17 protein-coding genes are annotated in these 21213 nt (G+C 61.2%); all 17 read left to right on the forward strand.

The features are described 5' to 3' along the window. The first annotated feature begins 258 nt into the window (after positions 1 to 258). The 17 genes from K3175_RS08110 (at position 259) to K3175_RS08190 (ending at position 21200) form a co-directional block, all read left to right on the forward strand. The gene (locus K3175_RS08110; RefSeq protein WP_221542852.1) at positions 259 to 744 is read left to right on the forward strand and encodes a division/cell wall cluster transcriptional repressor MraZ; all 486 of its coding nucleotides are present in this window, start codon (positions 259 to 261) and stop codon (positions 742 to 744) included. Further along, the gene (gene rsmH, locus K3175_RS08115; RefSeq protein WP_221542853.1) at positions 741 to 1679 is read left to right on the forward strand and encodes a 16S rRNA (cytosine(1402)-N(4))-methyltransferase RsmH; all 939 of its coding nucleotides are present in this window, start codon (positions 741 to 743) and stop codon (positions 1677 to 1679) included. The genes K3175_RS08110 and rsmH overlap by 4 nt, the downstream gene beginning before the upstream one ends. Continuing rightward, positions 1679 to 2203: a hypothetical protein gene (locus tag K3175_RS08120; RefSeq protein ID WP_221542854.1), complete on the forward strand. Its 525-nt coding sequence runs from the start codon at positions 1679 to 1681 to the stop codon at positions 2201 to 2203. The genes rsmH and K3175_RS08120 overlap by 1 nt, the downstream gene beginning before the upstream one ends. Positions 2204 to 2244: 41 nt before the next feature. Continuing rightward, positions 2245 to 3948, forward strand: coding sequence for a peptidoglycan D,D-transpeptidase FtsI family protein (locus K3175_RS08125; protein WP_221543181.1), 1704 nt, complete (start codon positions 2245 to 2247; stop codon positions 3946 to 3948). Next, positions 3945 to 5426 carry a UDP-N-acetylmuramoyl-L-alanyl-D-glutamate--2,6-diaminopimelate ligase gene (locus K3175_RS08130; protein WP_221542855.1) on the forward strand — a complete coding sequence of 494 codons (1482 nt, stop codon included), beginning with the start codon at positions 3945 to 3947 and terminating at the stop codon, positions 5424 to 5426. Before K3175_RS08125 ends, K3175_RS08130 begins: the two co-directional genes overlap by 4 nt. Then, the gene (locus K3175_RS08135) at positions 5423 to 6880 is read left to right on the forward strand and encodes a UDP-N-acetylmuramoyl-tripeptide--D-alanyl-D-alanine ligase (RefSeq protein WP_221542856.1); all 1458 of its coding nucleotides are present in this window, start codon (positions 5423 to 5425) and stop codon (positions 6878 to 6880) included. Before K3175_RS08130 ends, K3175_RS08135 begins: the two co-directional genes overlap by 4 nt. Positions 6881 to 6896: 16 nt before the next feature. Further along, positions 6897 to 7967, forward strand: coding sequence for a phospho-N-acetylmuramoyl-pentapeptide-transferase (gene mraY / locus K3175_RS08140; RefSeq protein WP_221542857.1), 1071 nt, complete (start codon positions 6897 to 6899; stop codon positions 7965 to 7967). Next, positions 7964 to 9262 (forward strand): UDP-N-acetylmuramoyl-L-alanine--D-glutamate ligase, encoded by a 1299-nt coding sequence (gene murD, locus K3175_RS08145; protein ID WP_221542858.1) that lies wholly within the window; start codon positions 7964 to 7966, stop codon positions 9260 to 9262. Before mraY ends, murD begins: the two co-directional genes overlap by 4 nt. A gap of 5 nt (positions 9263 to 9267) precedes the next feature. Further along, complete coding sequence (locus tag K3175_RS08150) at positions 9268 to 10527, forward strand: FtsW/RodA/SpoVE family cell cycle protein (RefSeq protein WP_221543182.1); 1260 nt, start codon at positions 9268 to 9270, stop codon at positions 10525 to 10527. After that, the gene (murG, locus tag K3175_RS08155; RefSeq protein WP_221542859.1) at positions 10524 to 11735 is read left to right on the forward strand and encodes an undecaprenyldiphospho-muramoylpentapeptide beta-N-acetylglucosaminyltransferase; all 1212 of its coding nucleotides are present in this window, start codon (positions 10524 to 10526) and stop codon (positions 11733 to 11735) included. Before K3175_RS08150 ends, murG begins: the two co-directional genes overlap by 4 nt. Further along, positions 11732 to 13141 (forward strand): UDP-N-acetylmuramate--L-alanine ligase, encoded by a 1410-nt coding sequence (gene murC, locus K3175_RS08160; protein WP_221542860.1) that lies wholly within the window; start codon positions 11732 to 11734, stop codon positions 13139 to 13141. Before murG ends, murC begins: the two co-directional genes overlap by 4 nt. Before the next feature lie 38 nt (positions 13142 to 13179). Next, the gene (murB, locus tag K3175_RS08165; RefSeq protein WP_221543183.1) at positions 13180 to 14109 is read left to right on the forward strand and encodes a UDP-N-acetylmuramate dehydrogenase; all 930 of its coding nucleotides are present in this window, start codon (positions 13180 to 13182) and stop codon (positions 14107 to 14109) included. Between the two features lie 9 nt (positions 14110 to 14118). Continuing rightward, the gene (locus K3175_RS08170; protein ID WP_221542861.1) at positions 14119 to 15111 is read left to right on the forward strand and encodes a D-alanine--D-alanine ligase; all 993 of its coding nucleotides are present in this window, start codon (positions 14119 to 14121) and stop codon (positions 15109 to 15111) included. Continuing rightward, positions 15104 to 16009, forward strand: a complete 906-nt coding sequence (locus K3175_RS08175) for a cell division protein FtsQ/DivIB (protein ID WP_221542862.1) — start codon at positions 15104 to 15106, stop codon at positions 16007 to 16009. The genes K3175_RS08170 and K3175_RS08175 overlap by 8 nt, the downstream gene beginning before the upstream one ends. Next, positions 16009 to 17307, forward strand: a complete 1299-nt coding sequence (ftsA, locus tag K3175_RS08180) for a cell division protein FtsA (RefSeq protein ID WP_221542863.1) — start codon at positions 16009 to 16011, stop codon at positions 17305 to 17307. Before K3175_RS08175 ends, ftsA begins: the two co-directional genes overlap by 1 nt. A gap of 138 nt (positions 17308 to 17445) precedes the next feature. Then, positions 17446 to 19251, forward strand: coding sequence for a cell division protein FtsZ (gene ftsZ, locus K3175_RS08185; protein WP_221542864.1), 1806 nt, complete (start codon positions 17446 to 17448; stop codon positions 19249 to 19251). A gap of 203 nt (positions 19252 to 19454) precedes the next feature. Further along, positions 19455 to 21200: an SPOR domain-containing protein gene (locus K3175_RS08190; protein WP_221542865.1), complete on the forward strand. Its 1746-nt coding sequence runs from the start codon at positions 19455 to 19457 to the stop codon at positions 21198 to 21200. The last annotated feature ends 13 nt before the right edge of the window (positions 21201 to 21213 follow it).

Raw genomic sequence — 21213 nt, forward strand, 5'->3', positions numbered from 1 at the left:
AATGGGCTGGTAAAGTTCTCAAGGGCGCGGGCAATAAAAACCCTCTTATTTTCAATTACTTGAAAATCTATCCCGCAAAATCCCGTAATTTTCCCTTCCATCCCCGCCGGTCCCGATATAAACCCACCACACATCGGACATGCCATTGTCTTTGCGTGCGACGCCGAGAGGTTTCGGACGCCGTGAAAGCGCGTGCTTTTGCGGACAGGAGAGGTGTGTTGATGGGGAGGACGCTAACGCAAGCTGGGGAATGGGGAAGTGCAATTTGGAGGGTACAGCGGACAAGCCTATTCGCCTGCGGGCGATAAGGGCCGCTTCGTGCTCCCTCCGCTTTTCCGCAAAGCTGTGAAGGAAAGCTCCGATGGTCGGGTTCTGTGCTTGATGAAGCACCCCACTTGGAACTGCCTCGTTGGTTTCGGGCTCAGCCGCAAGGAAGAACTGGACGCGCAGCTCGATCGCGAAGAAGAAATCGCTGTCCGCGTCGGCAAGGACTTCGATCGCGATACGCGCGCCAGTCAGCTGTTTGGCTTCATTGAAATGCCATTCGACGACAGTGGCCGGTTCGTGATGCCTGATCATCTCCGCTCGCTCGGCCAGATCGAAGACGGGCTTTATTTCCAGGGTGGTGGGCGCTTTTTCACTCTCTGGAACCCGGAAGAGCTCGCCAAGATGGGTGATGATTGGGCAAGCGCGAAGGCGGCCTGCGAGAGCTTGCTCGCCGATGCCAAGGCTAAGGGCAAATGAGCGCTGCGCCTCATATTCCGGTCCTCCTCGATGAGGTTGTCGAAGCGCTCGACCCGCAGCCGGGCGACGTGCTGATCGATGCAACCTTCGGTGCGGGAGGGTACACGCGTGCCCTTCTCGAGCGCGGGGCTACGGTGCATGCCTTCGACCGTGATCCCGACGCAATTTCGGCTGGTCGCGACTGGTCGGAAGCAGAGGGTAACTCTGCGCGCCTCGTCCTTCATCCCCACCGCTTTTCCGAAATGCTGGATGTCATGCGTGCTGCCGGCGTCGAGAGCGTCGACGGTGTAGTGATGGATATCGGCGTTTCCTCAATGCAGCTCGATCAGGCGCATCGCGGTTTTGCATTTTCCGCCGACGGCCCGCTCGACATGCGCATGAGCCAGGAAGGCGAGAGTGCGGCGGACTTCCTCAACAACGCGGACGAAAGCCTGATCGCCGACGTCATCTACCAATATGGCGAAGAGCGTCAGTCGCGCAGGGTTGCGCGCGCGATCGTCGCTGCGCGCCCTCTGGAAACCACTGGCGAGCTGGCGGCCGTGGTGCGCAAGGCGCTGGGGCACAAGCCGCACGACAAGAAGGACCCGGCAACCCGGACCTTCCAGGCTATCCGAATTTACATCAATGGCGAGCTCGACGAACTGACGCAGGGTCTGTCGGCCGCCGAACAGTTGTTGTGCGATGGTGGCCGCCTCGCGGTGGTCAGCTTCCACAGCCTCGAAGACCGGATCGTCAAGCGCTTCCTGCGCGAGGCATCCTCACCCCCGAGAGCCTCGCGTCACGTCCCCATGGCGGTGCAAGTCGATCCGGTCTTCTCCCCCATCTCGAAAGCGATCAAGCCGACCGAGGCTGAGATCGACCGCAATCCGCGTGCGCGCTCATCGGTGCTGCGCCACGCGGTCCGCACATCCACTCCGGCAAGGGAGGCCGCATAATGGCCCACACTTCGCGCATTCGCCAGATCGGCTGGTTGCTGATTCTCAGCATGTGCGGCGCGCTGTTTCTCGCCCTGACCTTCAAGGTCAACGCGGTGAAAAGCGACGTGCGCCTGCTTGAGCGCCAAATCATCGCTTCGGAACGGTCCAAGCTAATGCTGGAAACCGAATTCCAGACCCGTGCGAGCCAGATGCAGCTTGCTGCATGGAACCAGGTCGAATTTGGATATTCCGCGCCACGTGCGGATCAGTATGTCGAGCACGAGCGCCAGCTGGCGGTGCTGGGTACACCCCGCGGCCTGGACGCGCCGCAACCGATCCGCGTGGCCAAGGCCGATACTACTCCATCGGAAGACGAAGGGCTCTTTGAAGAGTGGCTGGGAGACGACGAGCAGGGGGCCGAAACCATTGCCTTGGCCGCGGCTCACGTTGACGAACCTGCCCAGCGCTTCGCTAACAGTCTTGCTCAGCGGCTATCCCGGCCGGCAGCCGCCTCGGTCGCGATGGCGGAGGTAGGTCGGTGAACGCATTTTCCGCTCTCCACGGTGGACCGGGAGCGGTTAGCATGGCGATGGCGAGCGGGCGGGTGCAACTCGTCAGCATCCGCCAGAAATCGCTCGATCTTGCACGCTGGCGCGTGCTCTGGATTGCTGCGATCTTTGCACTTCTGGCCGCCGTGGCCGTCAGCCGGATCGTTTATCTTGGGGCCGGCGGCGAAGAAGCCCGCGCCACTTCGCTCGAAGCTGCTCTGCTGCCTGACCGCGGGGAAATCGTGGACCGGAACGGCGTGCCGATGGCCCGTGCCTTCCCGGCTTACGCGTTATGGTTCAATCCCGATGCCTTGGGCGAAGATGAAGAGCCGCTGGTTGCGGACCCCGCTGAGGTTGCAGCCAAGTTGAAAGCGATCTTCCCGGACATGGACGAGAAGGCGCTCGCGGCGCATCTCGCCAGCGGCAAAGGCGGTTACCTGAGGCGCCGCCTTCTCCCTGAAGAGGCCAACCAGGTACAGGATATCGGCGAGCTCGCGCTCGAGATGCCGATGGAAGAAGATCGTCATTATCCTCAAGGCCAGATGGCGGCGCATGTCTTGGGTTACGTCGCTGCCGACGGCACTGGCCGCGTGGGCATGGAGCAGGTGTTCAACGATCACCTGACCAATCCGGCAACCCGGGGGACGCCCATCGCGCTGTCCATCGATGTCCGCGTTCAGGGCGCGCTCGAGGATGAGCTGCGTCGCGGAATGAAGCTGACGCAGGCCCAGGGAGGCGCTGGCATTGTACTGGATGTCGATACCGGAGAAGTCATGGCGCTTGCATCGCTGCCGGAATTCGATCCGAACAAGATCGACGCCGAAGGGCAGAAGCTCATGTTCAACCGCGTGACCAACCAGGTCTATGAACTCGGTTCGACATTCAAGCCGCTGACCGTAGCCGCTGCGATCGATTCCGGCACCATCCGCGATCTCGGCAAACGCTTCGATGCCTCTCCTGTGAAAGTGGGGCGCTTCACGATCCGCGATAGTCACGCCATGGGGCCGACGCTCAACTCGGTCGAAACGCTCATCCATTCTTCGAACACCACAAGCGCACGCATTGCTGATGAAATGGGGCCGGAACGGCTCCGTCAGTATATGATCGATCTGGGTATGAACGATCGTCCGCAGATCGAACTTCCGGCCAAGGGTTTCCCCTTGTGGCCGGGAGACAATTGGGCGCGCCTTACGAACATGACAGTCGGTTTCGGCCATGGTATTGCAGTGACCCCTCTGCACCTTGCCAGTGCATACGCCGCGATGGTGAATGGCGGCGTCTACCGCCCGGCCACCTTGAAGAAACTCGGTCCGGGCCAGGCACCCAAGGGGCGCCGGGTGTTCAAGGCATCCACTTCCAGCCGCATGCGGCAGATGATGCGCGCCATTGCAGTGTACGGCACAGGCCGTAATGCCGATGCCCCCGGCTATCGCGTCGGCGGCAAGACCGGTTCCGCCGAAAAGCCTGGCGGTAAGGGCGGCTATCGCCGCACGGCGCTGGTTTCTACTTTTGCCGCAGCATTTCCCATGGACCGGCCGCGCTATGTCGTCATCGCCATGCTGGACGAACCGAAGGGAACCCTTGCCAGTTCCTATCAGCGTACCGCAGCTTGGAATGCGGCCCCAATCGTCGGTCGGCTCGTGCCGCGCATCGGTCCGCTGATCGGCGTGCGTCCCGACGACAAGCGCGATATCGATATTTCCGCCATCACCCCCCTCATTCCCGAGGCGCAGAAATGAAATTAGCCAAGATCTGCACCGGCGCCGGTTTAACTTGCCCGGAAGCCGCAGACATATCAGTCACCGGCTTCGCGATCGACAATCGCAAGGTCGCGCCGGGCACGGTGTTCGGTGCCTTCCAGGGTGCCCAGGTCAATGGTGAAGATTTCATTCCGGCTGCGGTAGAAGCGGGGGCGGTTGCTGTCGTGGCGCGGCCGGAAGCCGACGTCGTCGGCGCCTTGCACATCGCCGCGGCGACACCCCGGAAATGCTTTGCGGAAATGGCCGCGCAGTTCTTCACTCCCGTTCCCGAGCACATCGTCGCGGTTACCGGGACGAATGGAAAAACCAGCTGCGTTGAGATGACCCGCCAGATATGGCGCATGGCAGGAGAACGTGCGGCCAGCATCGGCACATTGGGTGTAACTACACCTGATGGAAGTATTTCGACCGGGCTGACAACGCCCGACATCGTGACCTTCCTTTCGAACATGAGCGGGTTGGCGCGCGAAGGTATGACGCACGTCGCTTATGAAGCGTCGAGCCACGGCCTGTCCCAATATCGCAACGAGGGTATCCCCGTCGCAGCGGCGGCTTTTACCAACTTCAGCCGCGACCATCTCGATTACCATGCCGACATGGAAGATTACTTCGCTGCCAAAATGCGGCTGTTCGACGAAGTTGTTTCTGATGGCGCGACGGCTGTCGTGTGGCTGGGCGCGGACAATAGCGACTGGAACAGGCGCGTTGTAAAGCACGCCGAGAAGCGCGGTCTCAAGATCATGACCGTTGGAGAAGAGGGCGAGGACATCCGCCTTATTGGCCGCGAACCTACGCAGCTCGGTCAATCGCTTACCGTCGAGCATGATGGAACCGAGCGCACTATCAATCTGCCCCTGATCGGTGCTTATCAGGTGTCCAACGCGCTGACTTCGGCCGGGCTTGCCTTGGCAACCGGCATCGAAGCGAACCGGGTTTGGGACGGCGTTGCCCGCCTGCAACCTGTACGCGGTCGCCTCGAACGCGCCGTGATCGCGCCAAGCGGTGCTCCCGTCTATATAGATTACGCCCACACGCCCGACGCACTGGAAGCCGCCATTGCGGCACTGCGTCCACACGTGACAGGCCGCCTAATCACCGTTTTCGGTGCTGGCGGAGACCGCGATCACGGGAAGCGCGCTCCGATGGGACAGGCTGCTGCGAAGTCCAGCGACCTCGTAATCGTCACCGATGACAATCCCCGGGGTGAAGATCCTGCGGAAATCCGTCGTCAGGTGCTTGAAGGTGCTGGTGATGCGCGCGAAGTGGCGGGGCGCCGCGAAGCCATTCACGAAGCCATTGCTGCCGCCAGAGCGGACGATATCGTCCTAATTGCTGGCAAAGGGCACGAAACGGGTCAGATCATCGGATCGGGAGAAAGCATGCAAGTCCATCCTTTTGATGACGTCGAAGTCGCTCGCGAATGTGCTGCCCAGATCGCCGCTGGCGGTGCGGCATGAGCGCTGCGATCTTGCGCCATCCTGCCTACGTCGAATGGCCGTCCGATCCGCGCGATCGTCTCCCGCTCACCTTGTGGGGCAGCGAGGCCATCGCAAAGGCAGTAGGCGGAAAAGCTAGCTGCAAATTTCAGGTCGCCGGTGTCGAAATGGACAGCCGCGATGTCGTCAACGGGGATCTCTTTGTCGCTCTCAAGGGCGAAGAGATGGACGGTCACCGGTTTCTCCAAAAGGCTTTCGAGAACGGGGCTGCGGCGGCAATTGTGGATCGTCCAGTCGATTATCCGCATGTCCTTGTCGACGATACGACTGAAGCGCTCAAGGCACTCGCGGCGGCGGCGAGAGGACGGACCAGCGCGAGAATCATCGGCGTTACCGGCTCGGTGGGCAAGACCGGGGTCAAGGAAGCGATTTTCGCCAGCCTCGAGCGGGCGAGCCGCGGTGCAGCACACCGTTCGACCCGTAGCTATAACAACCACGTGGGTGTTCCGCTCAGCCTTGCCAGAATGCCGGCGCGAAGCCGCTTCGGCATCTTTGAGATGGGCATGAACCACGCCGGAGAGATCGAAGGACTTTCTAGGCAGGTTCGCCCGCACATCGCCGTGATTACCACGATCGCACCGGCCCATATCGAAAATCTGGGCTCGATGGAGGCTATAGCAGAAGCGAAAGCCGAAATATTTCTCGGCCTGGAGCGGGGCGGCGTCGCCGTAATCCCCGCGGATAGCGAACATTACGAACGGCTGCGGCTTGCAGCGATGGCTATGGATGCCAGAGTCATCAGTTTCGGCCGGGCGCCCCATGCCGATATCCGTTTGCTAGATGCGATACCTAGCGCCAACGGGGGCAGCCTGGTGACATGCGAGTTCGATAGCGGGCGTCTGTGCTACACCGTAGCCGAACCCGGCGACCATTGGGTGATCAATTCGCTCGCAGTCATGGCGACAGTTCGTGCGGCAGGTGGGGACATGGCAGCGGCCGGTCTCGCTTTGGCCGAGATGGGCGGACTGAAGGGAAGGGGCGCGCGCCACGGAATTTCTGTTCCCGGAGGCACGGCCCTGATGATCGACGAAAGCTACAACGCCAATCCGGCCAGCATGCGCGCTACGCTCGCGCAACTGGGCCAGACCCCGTCGAGCCGCCGCATCGCCGTCTTGGGCTCCATGAAAGAGCTGGGCGATTTCGCAGACAAATTCCACAGCGCACTTTCCGAACCGCTCATCGCAGCCGATGTGGACTATGCGATATTCGTCGGTGAAGAGATGCGCGCTCTTGCCCGGGAACTGGGGAAACCTGCCTTCAACTCGCTTGGCAAGCCGCTCGAGTGGGAGCATTGCAATACCGCCGGGGAGGCTATCGGGCTGCTGGAGCAATTCGGCATCATCGCAGGGGACGCCGTGCTGGTGAAAGGTTCGAATTCAGTCGGCCTCGGAAAGCTGGTCGACCATTTTACCTAGGAAGCGCCGCGCGCCGATGCTCTATCTTCTCGCCGAATATTTCAATTTCGAAGGTCTATTCAACCTTGTGCGCTACCAGACCGCACGCGCGGGGGCGACATTGCTTACAGCCTTGCTGATCGGGCTGCTTATCGGGCCGCGTTTTATCGACATGCTGCGCGTGCGGCAGGGCAAGGGGCAGCCGATCCGTGAAGACGGGCCCCAGACCCATCTCGCCAAGGTAGGCACGCCGACCATGGGCGGGTTGATGATCCTTGCCAGCCTCACCCTGTCGATGTTGCTTTGGATGGATCTCAGCAATCCTTTCGTCTGGGCGTGCATGGCGGTGACCGGTGGTTTTGGCCTGATCGGTTTCCTTGACGATTACGACAAGGTTTCCAAGTCCAGCCACAAGGGCGTTTCGGGGAGGCTGCGCCTGCTATTCGAATTCGCTGTGGCCGGGATCGCCAGTTGGATCATCGTCAGCCAGATCAATACCTTCGTCTATGTCCCCTTCGTAAATGATTTCGGCATCGAGCTTGGACCGCTTTATTACGTTTTCGCAGCCTTCGTGATCGTAGGCGCTGGAAACGCAGTGAACCTCACCGATGGTCTGGACGGCCTGGCCACGATGCCGGTGATTATCGCAGCAGGCACTTTTGCGGTCATCGCCTATCTCGTGGGCCGCGTGGACTATTCGGAGTATCTCGGTATTCCTTACGTGGAAGGCGCGGGGGAGCTGGCAATCTTCTGCGCCGCGATCATGGGGGCGGGGCTTGCCTTCCTGTGGTTCAACGCGCCTCCGGCTGCCGTTTTCATGGGTGACACTGGCAGTCTGGCCCTCGGCGGCGCATTGGGCGCGATTGCAGTGGCGACGCATCATGAGGTTGTCCTGGCGATTGTCGGCGGTCTGTTCGTTTTCGAGGCACTCTCGGTCATCATCCAGGTGTTCTGGTTCAAACGCACTGGGCGCCGGGTCTTCCGCATGGCTCCCATCCACCACCATTTCGAGCAACTCGGCTGGTCCGAGAGCAAGGTCGTGATCCGCTTCTGGATCGTAGCCATAGTGCTCGCACTTCTGGGGCTGGCGACGCTCAAACTCAGATGATCACCTCTCCCGCCTGGAAGGACAAGAAATACGCGGTGCTCGGCCTCGCGCGGTCCGGCCGGGCGACGGTCGAGGCGCTGCTCGCGGCAGGAGCGGACGTGCTCGTGTGGGATGACCGCGAGGAAGCGCGCGAGCCCTATGCCGGTCGCTGTGCCATAGGCGATCCGCTGGAGGCTGACCTTACGGGCTATGCAGGTGTGGTGGTTAGCCCCGGCGTGCCGCTCAACACACATCCGATCAAGCCGTATGCCGACAGCTTTGGCATACCTGTAATCGGCGACATCGAACTCTTTGTACAGGCACGGGCGGATTTGCCGCCGCATAAGGTCGTCGGCATTACCGGCACCAATGGCAAATCGACCACCACCGCGCTGGTCCATCATATCCTCAAAACCGCAGGCTTACCGACGACGATGGGCGGCAACATCGGCCTGCCGATCCTCGAACAGGAGCCTCTGCCCAAAGGCGGGGTCTATGTTCTTGAGCTTTCGAGCTATCAGCTCGACCTAACCTATTCGCTCGATTGCGATGTGGCGGTGCTGCTAAACGTCACGGCGGATCATCTGGATCGGTACGATGGTGATTTCGAGAAGTATCGGGCGTCAAAGCTGCGATTATTCGAGATGCAGTCGCATGAACATGTCGGAATAATCGCTGCTAGCGACATTACTTTGCGAGAGATCAGGCTTGCGATGGCTGATGGTCCGGGTCAGTGGTCGCAACCGACACCTGAAACAAACTTAAGTGAATTCGCGCACAGTGACTGGCCTTCGCTTCAAGGCCCGCACAATGCGCAAAACGCGATGGCCGCTGACACTGTTGCGCTTGAACTCGGATTGCATCGCGATTTGCGCCAAGAAGCATTTCGCACCTACCCCGGCCTCCCGCACCGCATGGAGCGGGTCGCCGAAATCTCCGGCATCGCTTACGTCAACGACAGCAAGGGCACGAACACCGCCGCCTCCGCACCTGCGCTTGCGGCGTTCGAGAACATTCACTGGCTCCTTGGCGGGCTCGCCAAGGAGTTGGGGCTGGGCGAGTGCGAGGCCGAGCTGGGCCACGTCAAAGCGGCCTACACCATCGGAAAGGCCGGACCGGACTTTGCCGCTCAGCTGGAAGGCCGCGTGCGGGTGGAGCAGTGCGAAACACTCGACCGCGCGGTGGCCGCCGCTGCCGCAAGGGCAGAGGCGGGCGACACCGTCCTACTCTCGCCCGCCTGCGCCAGCTTTGACCAGTACGCTGACTTCGAAAAGCGCGGCGAGCATTTCCGTGCACTGGTGGAGGGCCTGAAGTGACCGCCATGCAGCCCTTCGTCCCCGGCGCCAAGCGCAAGCCTGCCCATATCCCGGGCGGCAAGCTGTCGCGCTGGAGCCAGCTGAAGATCTGGTGGCGCGAGATCGACCGCGTGCTGCTCGGCCTCGTGCTGTTGCTGATGACGCTCGGCACCATAGCCGTGGCAGCGGCGAGCCCGGCCAGCGCCGACCGTCTTTCGACATCGACCGAGACGCTCAATCCGCTCTATTTCTTTTATCGCCACCTCGCATGGCAGGCAATTGCGCTGGGCGTGATGTTCGGCGCATCCTTGCTGAGCCGCCAGAATGCACGCCGCTTTGGCGTGGTACTCGGCGCCGCAATGCTCGGGCTGCTCTTTCTCGTGCCTTTTGTCGGAGTGGAAATTAACGGTGCGCGGCGCTGGATCAGCATCGGCATGCAGTTCCAGCCGTCGGAATTCCTCAAGCCCGCTTTCGCGATCGTTCTCGCCTGGATCCTCTCCTGGCGCATGCGCGATCCCAATTTGCCGGTCCTCTGGATATCGACCGGTCTGACCGGGCTCATCGGAATGCTGCTTATGATGCAGCCGAACTTCGGCGAGTTCATGCTTTTTGCCGGTGTATGGATGGTGATGATCCTTCTGGCGGGCATGCCGATGAAAAGGTTGGGCGCGGTGATAGGGCTTGGCCTGTTCGTGCTGACCGCAACCTATTTCCTCTATGACAATGCCCGGCATCGCATTGACGCCTTTTTCGGCGGCGGCACTGCATACGATCAGGTCGATCTTGCCAGTCGGACGCTATTGGCAGGCGGCTGGACGGGATCAGGCTATGGGCTGGGGCTGAGAAAGATGAGTTTGCCGGAGGCACATACCGATTATATCTTCAGCGTGATCGGGGAAGAGTTCGGATTGATTTTCTGCGCGCTCATCGTGCTGATCTATCTGGCCATCATCGTCCGGGTCCTGATGCGTTTGTTCGACGAGGAAGATCTCTTCGCGCTGCTGGCCGGAACAGGGCTCGTGTCGCTCCTCGGGGGGCAGGCTTTCATCAACATACTCGTCAATTTGCAGCTCTTCCCTTCCAAGGGCATGACCCTGCCGCTCGTCAGTTATGGTGGCTCTTCTACGATAGCAGTGTGCATGGCAGTTGGCTTGCTGATCGCGATCACGCGCCGCAATCCCTATCTGAAAACCACCACGAAAGGGCTTGGCGACCTGCTGGGCATGGGGCAGGGCAGGGCGATGAAGACGCCAGAGGCGCGCATCTCGCGCGAGATTCACCAGTGACCCATTCCAATCGCCATTACGTGCTCGCAGCCGGTGGAACCGGCGGCCACATTCTCCCTGCTTTTGCCTTGGCGACCGAACTCGACAAGCGCGGCCACCATGTGGCGCTAATCACGGATGAGCGGGGCGCCCAAATCCCAGGCAAGCCTGATTTCATGCCTGCTCACGTCCTCCCGGCAGGGCGTTTCGGGAAGAATCCGCTGCAGTGGCTTCGCGGAGCAAAAGCGGTGTGGGAGGGGCGCAAGATGGCCATGCGCCTGTTCGAGAGTTTTCAACCAAGCGCAGTGATCGGTTTTGGCGGCTATCCTTCGCTGCCCTCCATCCTCGCCTCGACTTCGGCACGAATTCCCACGATCATCCATGAACAGAACGCGGTGCTGGGCCGTGTGAACAGGCTGTTCGCCAACCGAGTTGACGCGATCGCGACCGCTTACCCTGAGGTTCAGAGGCTCAAGCCGCTGCAGCAGGGGAAGACCCATCTGGTCGGCAATCCCGTGCGGGCCGAAGTGCTTAACCTGCGCAAGCGCCCATTCCCGCCATATGAGGAAGAAGGCCTTCTTCGCGTGCTTGTTACAGGTGGCAGCCAAGGCGCGCGCGTTTTGTCCGAAGTCGTGCCCGACGGACTGGCCATGCTGGCCCCCGCCATTCGCCAGCGGCTGCAGGTTACACAGCAATGCCGTCCGGAAGATCTCACAGCTGTGCGCGAGCGCTATCTTACTCACGGCATCCCTGCCGAGCTTGGCACGTATTTCGAAGACATGGCCACGCGGCTTGCCGATGCGCACCTTTTTATCGGCCGTGCGGGTGCCTCAACCATTGCCGAACTAACCGCGGTCGGCCGGCCAGCCATTCTCATACCGCTGCCCATCGCGACAGACGATCACCAGGCTGCCAATGCCCGGGAGATGGCCAAGGCGGGCGGTGCCCGGATGATCCGGCAGGAAAAATTCGGCCCCAAGGAACTGGCCAAACAGATCAAGGCGCTGGCAGACAATCCGGAAGGACTTGCGAATGCTGCCCATGCTGCATGGAACTGCGGGCGCCCCAAGGCCGTAGAGGACCTTGCCGACCTCCTGGAAAGCTTCGGCGGGGCGGATATGATGGATGTGATCCGCGTCGGCGGAAATAATGCGCGTGGGGCCTCTCAAGGCGTCGTGGCAGGACAAACCTCCAAGACAACAACAGCCAAGAAGGAGAGCGCGGAATGAAGGGCGTACCAACCGATATCGGAACGATCCATTTTGTCGGGATCGGCGGCATCGGCATGTCGGGTATCGCCGAGGTGATGAACAATCTCGGCTATACGGTGCAGGGTTCGGACCTGAACGAAAGCCCGGTTGTCGAACGGCTCCGCGCGCAAGGTATTTCGGTGAGGATCGGGCACGCTAAGGAAAATGTCGAAGGTGCTTCGGTCGTCGTGACTTCGACGGCAGTGAAGCGCACCAATCCCGAAGTGGCGCACGCGCTTGAAAACCGGATTCCGGTGGTTCGCAGGGCCGAAATGCTTGCCGAGCTCATGCGGCTGAAATCTACCATTGCGGTGGCCGGTACCCATGGCAAGACCACTACTACCAGCATGATCGCCAGCCTGCTCGACTGTGGCGCTATCGACCCCACGGTGATCAACGGCGGCATTATCGAACAATATGGTTCGAACGCGCGGCTAGGCGATAGTGACTGGATGGTGGTCGAAGCCGATGAGAGTGACGGAAGCTTTCTGCGTCTCGACGGGACCATTGCGGTCGTGACGAACATCGATCCCGAGCATTTGGATCACTACGGCGACTTCGACGGGGTGAAGGATGCTTTCGTCGAGTTCATCCACAATGTTCCGTTTTACGGTGCTGCGGTGCTTTGCATTGATCACCCTGAAGTCCAGGCAGTGATCGGCAAGGTTCGAGATCGCCGCGTGGTGACTTACGGCTTCAATCTCCAGGCGGATATTTGCGGCGTCAACGTTCAGCCGCATGAAGGCGGAAACCGTTTCGACGTCATCGTTCGTCAGCGGGGCGAGGAGGATCGCCGGATCGAGAATGTGTGTCTCCCGATGCCTGGCCGCCACAATGTGCAGAATGCATTGGCGGCAATCGCCGTATCGATCGAGATGGGCTGTCCCGATGAGGTGATTTGCAGCGGCTTCTCCAGTTTTGGCGGCGTCCGACGCCGATTTACCAATGTCGGCACTGTGGCAGGCGCGACCGTGATTGACGACTATGGCCATCACCCGGTCGAAATTCGCGCCGTTCTGGAAGCTGCGCGCGAAGCGACCCGGAACCGCGTGATCGCAGTGATGCAACCCCATCGGTATACTCGCCTCAATGATTTGATGGACGACTTCCAGAGCGCCTTCAACGAGGCGGACCAGGTCTATGTCACTCCCGTTTATGCGGCAGGCGAAGATCCGATCGAAGGCGTCGATGCGGAAGCCCTGGTCGAAGGTTTGAAATCGCGTGGACATCGCAGTGCCATGACGGTGCAGGACCGCGAAGATTTGGCGAAGAAGCTGGCCACTGACATCGAAGAGGGCGATCTCATCGTCTGCCTCGGTGCGGGCGACATAACCAAGTGGGCCGCAGGCCTTGCCGATGCGATCGGCAAGGAGCGTGCCGAGTGACGCAGCAAGAAAACGATGTCTGGAACTTCGATAGCGGCATGGCTCCCGACTGTTCGGTGGAGGGGAGTATCGAAGCGCCGATCGAAACCGATGGCCTGCGCGGTAAACTGACTTCGAACGCGCCGCTTGCAAAGCTGGTGTGGTTCAAGAGCGGCGGCAATGCCGACTGGTTGTACGAGCCCGAAGACATGGATGATCTGCAGGAGTTTCTCCGGCGGATCGACGGGAGTCTGCCGATCATGGCCCTTGGCCTCGGCTCAAATATGATTGTCCGCGATGGCGGCGTGCCGGGCGTGGTAATTAAGCTCGGCAAGCCGTTCGCCGATGTTTCGATCGATGATGATAGCTGTATCGTGGACTGTGGTGGCGGGGCGCATGGAATACTCGTCGCCAGTGCAGCCCGCGATTGCGGGGTGGCAGGTCTTGAATTCATGCGCGGCATCCCCGGCACGGTTGGCGGCTTCGTCCGCATGAACGGCGGGGCCTATGGCCGCGAAGTAAGCGATGTGCTGATCGATTGCGACGTGGTCATGCCCGGCGGCGCGATGCACCGTCTCCCTGCGTCTGATCTTCAATACTCCTATCGTCATTCCGCCCTACCTCAGGGTGCAGTAGTCGTCCGCGCTCGGTTTCAGGGCGTGTCGGGCGATCCCGAGGTCATCGGCGCGAAGATGGATGAGATTGCCGAGGCTCGGGAAAACTCCCAGCCGCTGCGCACCAAGACAGGTGGGTCAACCTTCAAGAACCCGCCTGGTGAAAAAGCGTGGCAACTGGTCGATGCTGCGGGCTGCCGCGGACTAACAATGGGCGGCGCGCAGGTGAGCGAGAAGCACACCAATTTTCTTATCAACACGGGGAATGCCTCGAGTGCCGATATCGAGGGTCTGGGCGAGGAAGTGAAGCGCCGTGTCTATGAGAATTCGGGTGTCGAGCTCGAATGGGAAATACAGAGAGTGGGGCGACCTTAAGGACCGAATATGACCGATCTCTCCAAACTTTCTGACGATATTCACATCGCTGTCCTGATGGGCGGTTGGGCCAATGAAAGGCCTGTCAGCCTGATGTCTGGCGAAGGCGTTGCGAAAGCGCTGGAAGAGCGCGGCCACCGGGTTACCCGGATCGACATGGACCGCGATGTTGCCGCGCGCATTGCAGAAGTGAAACCCGACGTCGTCTTCAACGCGCTCCACGGGGTGCCCGGCGAAGATGGCAGCGTGCAGGGCATGCTCGACCTCATGGGCGTACCCTATACACACTCCGGTCTCGCCACTTCGGTCATCGCCATCGACAAGCAGCTGACCAAGCAGGCGCTCGTTCCTCACGGCATTCCGATGCCTGGCGGGCGTATCGTCAAGACCGCCGACCTGTTCGAGCGGGATCCGCTGCCGCGCCCCTATGTGCTGAAGCCCGTGAACGAGGGTAGCTCGGTCGGCGTCGCCATCGTGACCGACGATGGCAGTTACGGCAATCCCATTGCCCGCGATGCGACAGGGCCTTGGCAGGACTTCTCGGAGCTTCTGGCCGAGCCTTACATCAAGGGCCGCGAAATGACGTCGGCAGTGGTGGATTTCGAAAGCGGACCACGAGCTCTCGCTGTGACCGAACTGAAGCCCAAGAGCGGGTTCTACGATTTCGACGCCAAATATACCGATGGAATGACCGATCATATCTGTCCGGCAGACATTCCCGAGCGTATTCGGGATCTTTGCCTCGAGATTGCGCTGAAGGCACACAAAGTGCTGGGATGCCGTGGCACCAGCCGGACAGATTTCCGCTGGGACGAGGAGCAGGGCGAGGACGGTCTGTTCGTCCTCGAAACCAATACCCAGCCCGGCATGACACCGCTCAGCCTTGTGCCCGAGCAGGCGAGAAACGCCGGGATCGAGTATGGCGAACTGGTCGAAACCATAATTGCCGCAGCTTTGCGAGACCATAACGGTGTTAAACGGAACCGGGGAAGCGATGGCTAAAGTCAGCCGTAAACCCACCGGCGTCCGCCGATCCGCCGCCGCGCGCAGTCGTAGTCAGAAGGCACGCGCCGCCAAGCGCCATACCTCAGGTCTGCTAGACCGCATCATGGCGGCGCTGCCCTTCACAGAGGACCAGTGGCACAAATTCTTTCTTGCTTCGATCATCGCGCTCGGGCTCGTTATCGCATGGACGGTGGCCAGCTATGCCGGCGTGCCGGAGATTGCGCGCGCGGAGCTCGCCAAATCGGCCAGTCGCGCAGGCTTCGAAGTCGATCGGGTGCGCGTAACCGGGGTAGAGCGGCTGAACGAACAAATCGTCTATGAGCGGGTCCTCGGCGAACAGGACCGGCCGATGCCGCTCGTTGAAGTCGGCGAGATCCGCGAGCGTTTGCTTGAACTGCCTTGGGTGAAGGATGCCCGCGTCTCCCGGCAATTGCCAGATCTGCTCAAGATAGACATCGTCGAACGAGAACCTCACGCTATCGTGCAGAAGCCCGACCGGCTCATCCTGGTTGATGCGACTGGTCATGAACTGGAGGCCGTGTCGCGCGAAGAAGCATCGGACATGCTGGTGATATCGGGCCCTGGAGCACAGAAGCAGGTGGCCGATCTTGGGCGACTGCTCGATGCCGCTCCTGCGCTGAAGCCGCAGATCGCCGCAGCGGAGTGGATCGGCAACCGGCGCTGGAACCTCACTTTCGGAACAGGTCAGATGCTCGCCCTACCGGAAGGCGACAAGGGCCCTGCCGCACTGGTAAAATTTGCGGAAATGGATGGTAGAAACCGCCTCATCGGCGGCAAGGCCGTCGCGATAGATATGCGCGTGCCAGACCGCGCCTATCTGCGCTGCAAAGATGGCCCGTGTCCGCGCGGGCTTACGGCGGGGATGGCCGAATAATGGCGTCTTCTCCGAACACTCCCCTGCCGCGCATCAACCGCGTGTTCGCAGCCGTGAATATCGGCTCATTCCGTATTTCATCGATGATCATGGGCCAGGCCGAAACAGGCGAGATGATCGTGCTTGGCTCTTCCCACCGCAAGGCCGAAGGTATCAAGCGGGGCTACATTACCGACATGGTAGCCGCCACGCACGCCATTCGGGCAGCAGTGGAAACGGCTGAAGCAAATGCCAATACTACCGTGTCGGGCGTGTGGATCGGATGTGCGGGCGCGGGTCTGTCAAGCAAGATCGCGAGTGTCGAGGTGGCCATTGGCGGGCGCAGGATCGACGAGGATGATGTCGAGCACCTTCTGTTCGCGGCGCGTGACCATATTCAGCCCGAAGGCCGCACCGTACTGCACGCACAGCCTGCCCATTACACGCTCGACGGTGCCCATGGCGTCGCAAATCCCATCGGCCTGCATGCCGAGACACTAGGCGTCGACGTCCACGTCACTCTTGCCGATGGTGCTCCGGTGCGAAATCTGATCGAAGCCGTTCAGAGCGCGCATCTCGATGTCGATGGTGTCGTGGCAAGCCCCTTGGCGGCAGCCTATGCCTGCCTGTCGAACGAGGAACGCGATCTGGGTGTCGCGCTGGTCGAGATCGGCGCTCAGGTAACGAATGTGTCGGTTCATGCGGGGGGGATGCTCCTCGGACTGCGGTCCATTCCCGTCGGTTCGAACGACATCACCGATGCCATTGCCAGTTCGCTGGGCATCAGGCGCGGGCAGGCCGAGCGTCTGAAATGCGTGTCGGGTTCGGCAATCGCGACGCCGAGTGACCATCGTGAGATGATCCCCGTGAATGCGCCGGGAGAAGAAGTCGACGGTAGATTGGCCCGCGGGGCCGACGAACAGAACCGCATCCCTAGGGCAGAACTGGTTTCGGTGGTCACGGATCGTCTTGGCACGATGACAACCGAAATCAGCAAAGGCCTGAAGGCCATGGGCTTTTCCGGCGCGAATGGAGGTCAGGTGGTGCTGACCGGGGGCGGGGCGGAACTGCACGGGATTGCAGAATTCGTGCAGGGCGCACTGGGGCTACCCGTGCGTCGGGGCAAGCCGCCAGCCCTGCGCGGATTGCCCGAGGCGCATGCCACGCCTGGCTTCGCGACCTTAGCGGGCCTGTGCCTTTATGCCTCCGAAGATCCGGTCGACATCCGCAATGTGGGCCCCAGCTATCAGCCGACGAGGCGGTACTCGGGACTGGGTCTTGTCAACCGTGTGGTGCAGGCGGTACGTGAATATTTTTGAATGTAAGGTAATTTCGGTTGAATCGAGCCGCGCAGCGCGGTGGATAACGGCAATTACCCTTTGCCTACGCGAATCGCTTTGTGCCAAAAGCGTGCGTGAAATGGCTTCGGCCAAAATTTTTTCCCAAGGGAACGCCTAATGAGCATCAATATCGGTCCTGCATCCAGCGACGACATGCGCCCCAAGATCATGGTTGTCGGGGTTGGCGGTGCTGGCGGAAACGCCATTGCAAACATGATGGACGCTGAAATCGAAGGGGTCGATTTCATCGTTGCCAATACCGACGCCCAGGCCCTCACAAGCTCGCCTGCAGAAAAGCGCATCCAACTCGGCCCCGATATCACAGGAGGACTGGGCGCAGGGGCTCGTCCCGAAGTGGGTAAGGCAGCGGCCGAAGAAACGGTCGAGGATATCGAAGACGCGCTGGAAGGTGTGAACATGTGCTTCATCGCAGCCGGCATGGGCGGCGGCACGGGCACTGGCGCTGCACCGGTGATTGCCGAAGCAGCGCGCAGGAAGGGCGTTCTGACCGTAGGCGTGGTCACCAAGCCGTTCCTCTTCGAAGGCACGCGGCGCATGCGCAGTGCAGAAGCGGGCATCGACGAACTGCAGAAGCATGTCGACACGCTGATCGTCATTCCCAACCAGAATCTGTTTCTGGTTGCCAAGGCAGATACCACCTTCAAGGAAGCGTTCGCTCTCGCTGACGAAGTTCTTCAACAGGGCGTGCGTTCGATTACCGATCTCATGGTCATGCCGGGCCTGATCAATCTCGACTTTGCCGACGTTCGCTCGGTGATGAGCGAGATGGGCAAGGCGATGATGGGAACCGGCACGGCGGAAGGCGACAATCGCGCACTCGAAGCGGCTGAACGCGCGATCGCCAATCCATTGCTTGACGGTGTCAGCATGGCCGGGGCCAAGGGCGTAATCATCTCCATCATCGGCGGCGAGGACATGAAGCTGCTCGAAGTCGATGAGGCTGCAAACCACATCCGCGAACTCGTCGATGACGATGCGAACATCATCTGGGGTAGTGCCTTCAACCCCGATCTCGACGGGCAAATCCGCGTATCCGTTGTGGCGACGGGTATTGAAGAAGGCGGCCGGTCCACTCCTGCTCAGCCGCGCAATTTCTCGATGGCCCCGCAGCGGGCTCCGCAGCGTCCGGTATTGGACCTGGAAGAAAGCAAGCCTGAAGAAGAGCCGTTCGAGCTTGATCAGGGCATGTCCGCCGAGCCGACACCTGCCCCGGCGCCCGCTTATGATCCAGCGCCCCGTGCACCCGCCAAGCCAGTCGCGTCCGACTATGACGACAGCGCGGATGAAGAAGGCCCGCTGATGAATCCGGCCGGCCTTTCTCCTTCTGGCCTTGGCGATGATTACGGCGAGGAAGACGAGGACTACGATGATGTCGACGGCATTGTCGATCCGCTTGCCGGAATGCGCAACGAGCATACCGAACGTTTCGATCGCTATGACGCAGATGAACAGGGCGGCGTTCCCGCTCCTGCCGACGATCGCAATTACACGCGTGGCAGCCGGTCCGAAGATGGATGGACCGACGAAGATCCGCGCGCAGTGACCACTCCGCTAGATCTCTCGGACGAAGCAGATTTCGACGACGCCCTTGATCTTGGTGGCCACGCACGGGCCGATCGCTCGGGAGGCGGCGCAGCGGCGCAGCCGAACCGCAGTCCGCTGTTTTCCGGTCAAGGCGCCGGGGCGGGCTCAGGTGCCGACAGCCGGGGAGCAAATAATGCTCCGGGCGGCGCTCCCGCGGGTGGGGCCTCGCAGGGTAGCACGCTGTTTGAACGCATGGCCAATCTGTCGCGTGGCTCGAGCTCTTCACAGGACGATGAGGACGACGATGATGATGGCAGCAATGGCGATGGCGGCGGCCTGAACATCCCTCGTTTTCTTGGCCGGCAGAACAACCAGTAACTTTGGCTATGGCGCGGTTTGCTGGTTTTCGAAACGTCAGGCGGCTTCAGCATAGCAAATGTTGGTGGGCTGGCGCGGCAGTAGTCGCGCTGGCGGCTGGTGCGCATTCGGCGCACGGCCAGGAAGTCGTTCAGCCCCTGCCGTCGCCCAGTTCCTCTCAGCTTAGCTCTGCCTTGCAAAGGCTTGCGCAGGACGGGAACGATGTGGCCGCTCTAATCGATGCAGGAGATGCCGCGATCGGTTTGGGCGATGTGGCCGCGGCTATCGGTTTTTTCGGCCGCGCACAGGAAATCGCGCCCAGCAATCCCAGAATCTCGCTCGGTATGGCGCGGGCCTACACTCTTTCGCGCAGGCCGGTTGAAGCGTTGCGGCTTTTCGCAGAGGCGGAGCGTGGCGGCATTCCGTTGACTGTTATGGCGGCAGAACGGGGGCTGGCCTTCGATCTGGTCGGCGATGCAGCGAGTGCACAAGAACTTTATCGCCTCGTGCTTTCATCCGGTCCTAATGAAGACATTCGGCGCAAGCTGGCCTTGAGCCAGGCCATTTCCGGTGATCGGGTCGGGTTCGAAGCCACTCTTCTCCCCTTGCTTGAAAAAGGGGACTTCGCGGCGTTCCGCACCAGGGCGTTCGGTCTTGCCATTTTAGGTGACACCGAAGCTGCGGTCGGCATTGCGCGGGACATGATGCCGGGCGCAGCATCCGCGCAGATCGAACCGTATCTGCGCTATATGACGCAGCTCACGCCGGCGCAGCAAGCCGCGGCGGGGGCTTTGGGAATTTTTCCTCGAAGCTCCAACGTCGGCCGGGACGATCCCGATATCGCGGCCTACACGGGCTCAGCGGGGACCGCCGCCAGGACGGCCGGCAGCAATCTTGCCCCCGCGGGCGCGCCGCTGGGAGGTAGGGCGAAAGCGAGGACCGCTCGCGAACCCACCTCCGACCGCCGGACAAGGCGCGATCAACGTAGACGCGCAGAACGCTCCGGCAGACGTCAGGCGCCACCCTCTCCTGCGGCAGCGCCGCCGCTGGCGCCCCCTCCGCCAGCGCAGGAAACGCCCGCTGCCGAGCTCCCTGCGCTTGCCAGTTCCGGCGAGTTACCTGCAGTAACTCCGGACCCGTCTTCAGTAAAAACACCGCCGAGCGCCGCGCAGGACGAAGCCGCGGCGCGCGCAGCAGCCCCATTGCCGCAGCCGCTTCCGGCTCGGGCTCTGCCACCCGTATCGCTGCCGCCGGAGCCGAGGGAAAGCGTATCGGAAGCCTTTGCCGGTCTCGATCTCGCGGACGGCGCGTCCACTGCTCCCCGCGCCGGAGCGGTCGACATAAGGTCGATCGAGGTGCCGCGTGAAACGAATGAGCCGCCTAAGCCTGCTATTCCATCCCGCAACTGGGTCCAGATAGCGACGGGCCGCGATATTGCCGCACTGTCCTTCGACTGGCGGCGCATTACCCGAAGCGCCGGTGGAGAACTGGCGGGTAAGAAAGCGTTCACTGCCCCTTGGGGTGAAGCGAACCGTCTCCTGGCGGGCCCTTACGAAAGCGCCAGGGAAGCACGGGCGGTTGTCGCCAAGCTCACGGCAATGGGCGTCGACAGTTTTGCCTTCACCAGTGCGCGAGGAGAAGAGGTGACTGCACTGGCGGGAACAGACGCCGCGCCCAACGGGCCTCCGCCTGCACCAGCCAATCCTGCAAGGAATTGGGTTCAGGTCGCAACCGGCCGGGATCGTGACGCGCTGGGCTTCGACTGGCGACGCATATCGAGAAAGGCGGACGGAGCCCTGAAAGGCAAAGGGCCTTTTGTCGCAAGCTGGGGAGCGGCCACTCGCCTGCTTTCCGGGCCTTACGATTCGGAGGCGGCTGCGCAGGACGTCGTCACCCAGTTGAAAAAGCTCGGCATCGACAGCTTTACCTTCTCCAGTAAGGATGGCGAGCCGGTCGAGAAGCTCGACTGAACCGACAGCTGGA

It is taken from the genome of Qipengyuania aestuarii (genome assembly GCF_019711535.1).
Taxonomy (GTDB): Bacteria; Pseudomonadota; Alphaproteobacteria; order Sphingomonadales; family Sphingomonadaceae; genus Qipengyuania; species Qipengyuania aestuarii.

Coding starts and splice junctions, on each gene's coding strand:
- K3175_RS08135 (WP_221542856.1), top strand. CDS start 5,423: ATGAGCGCTGCGATCTTGCGCCATCCTGCCTACGTCGAATGGCCGTCC.
- ftsZ (WP_221542864.1), top strand. CDS start 17,446: ATGAGCATCAATATCGGTCCTGCATCCAGCGACGACATGCGCCCCAAG.
- K3175_RS08130 (WP_221542855.1), top strand. CDS start 3,945: ATGAAATTAGCCAAGATCTGCACCGGCGCCGGTTTAACTTGCCCGGAA.
- K3175_RS08120 (WP_221542854.1), top strand. CDS start 1,679: ATGGCCCACACTTCGCGCATTCGCCAGATCGGCTGGTTGCTGATTCTC.
- K3175_RS08170 (WP_221542861.1), top strand. CDS start 14,119: ATGACCGATCTCTCCAAACTTTCTGACGATATTCACATCGCTGTCCTG.
- ftsA (WP_221542863.1), top strand. CDS start 16,009: ATGGCGTCTTCTCCGAACACTCCCCTGCCGCGCATCAACCGCGTGTTC.
- murD (WP_221542858.1), top strand. CDS start 7,964: ATGATCACCTCTCCCGCCTGGAAGGACAAGAAATACGCGGTGCTCGGC.
- murB (WP_221543183.1), top strand. CDS start 13,180: ATGGCTCCCGACTGTTCGGTGGAGGGGAGTATCGAAGCGCCGATCGAA.
- K3175_RS08150 (WP_221543182.1), top strand. CDS start 9,268: ATGCAGCCCTTCGTCCCCGGCGCCAAGCGCAAGCCTGCCCATATCCCG.
- K3175_RS08175 (WP_221542862.1), top strand. CDS start 15,104: ATGGCTAAAGTCAGCCGTAAACCCACCGGCGTCCGCCGATCCGCCGCC.
- mraY (WP_221542857.1), top strand. CDS start 6,897: ATGCTCTATCTTCTCGCCGAATATTTCAATTTCGAAGGTCTATTCAAC.
- K3175_RS08125 (WP_221543181.1), top strand. CDS start 2,245: ATGGCGATGGCGAGCGGGCGGGTGCAACTCGTCAGCATCCGCCAGAAA.
- rsmH (WP_221542853.1), top strand. CDS start 741: ATGAGCGCTGCGCCTCATATTCCGGTCCTCCTCGATGAGGTTGTCGAA.
- murC (WP_221542860.1), top strand. CDS start 11,732: ATGAAGGGCGTACCAACCGATATCGGAACGATCCATTTTGTCGGGATC.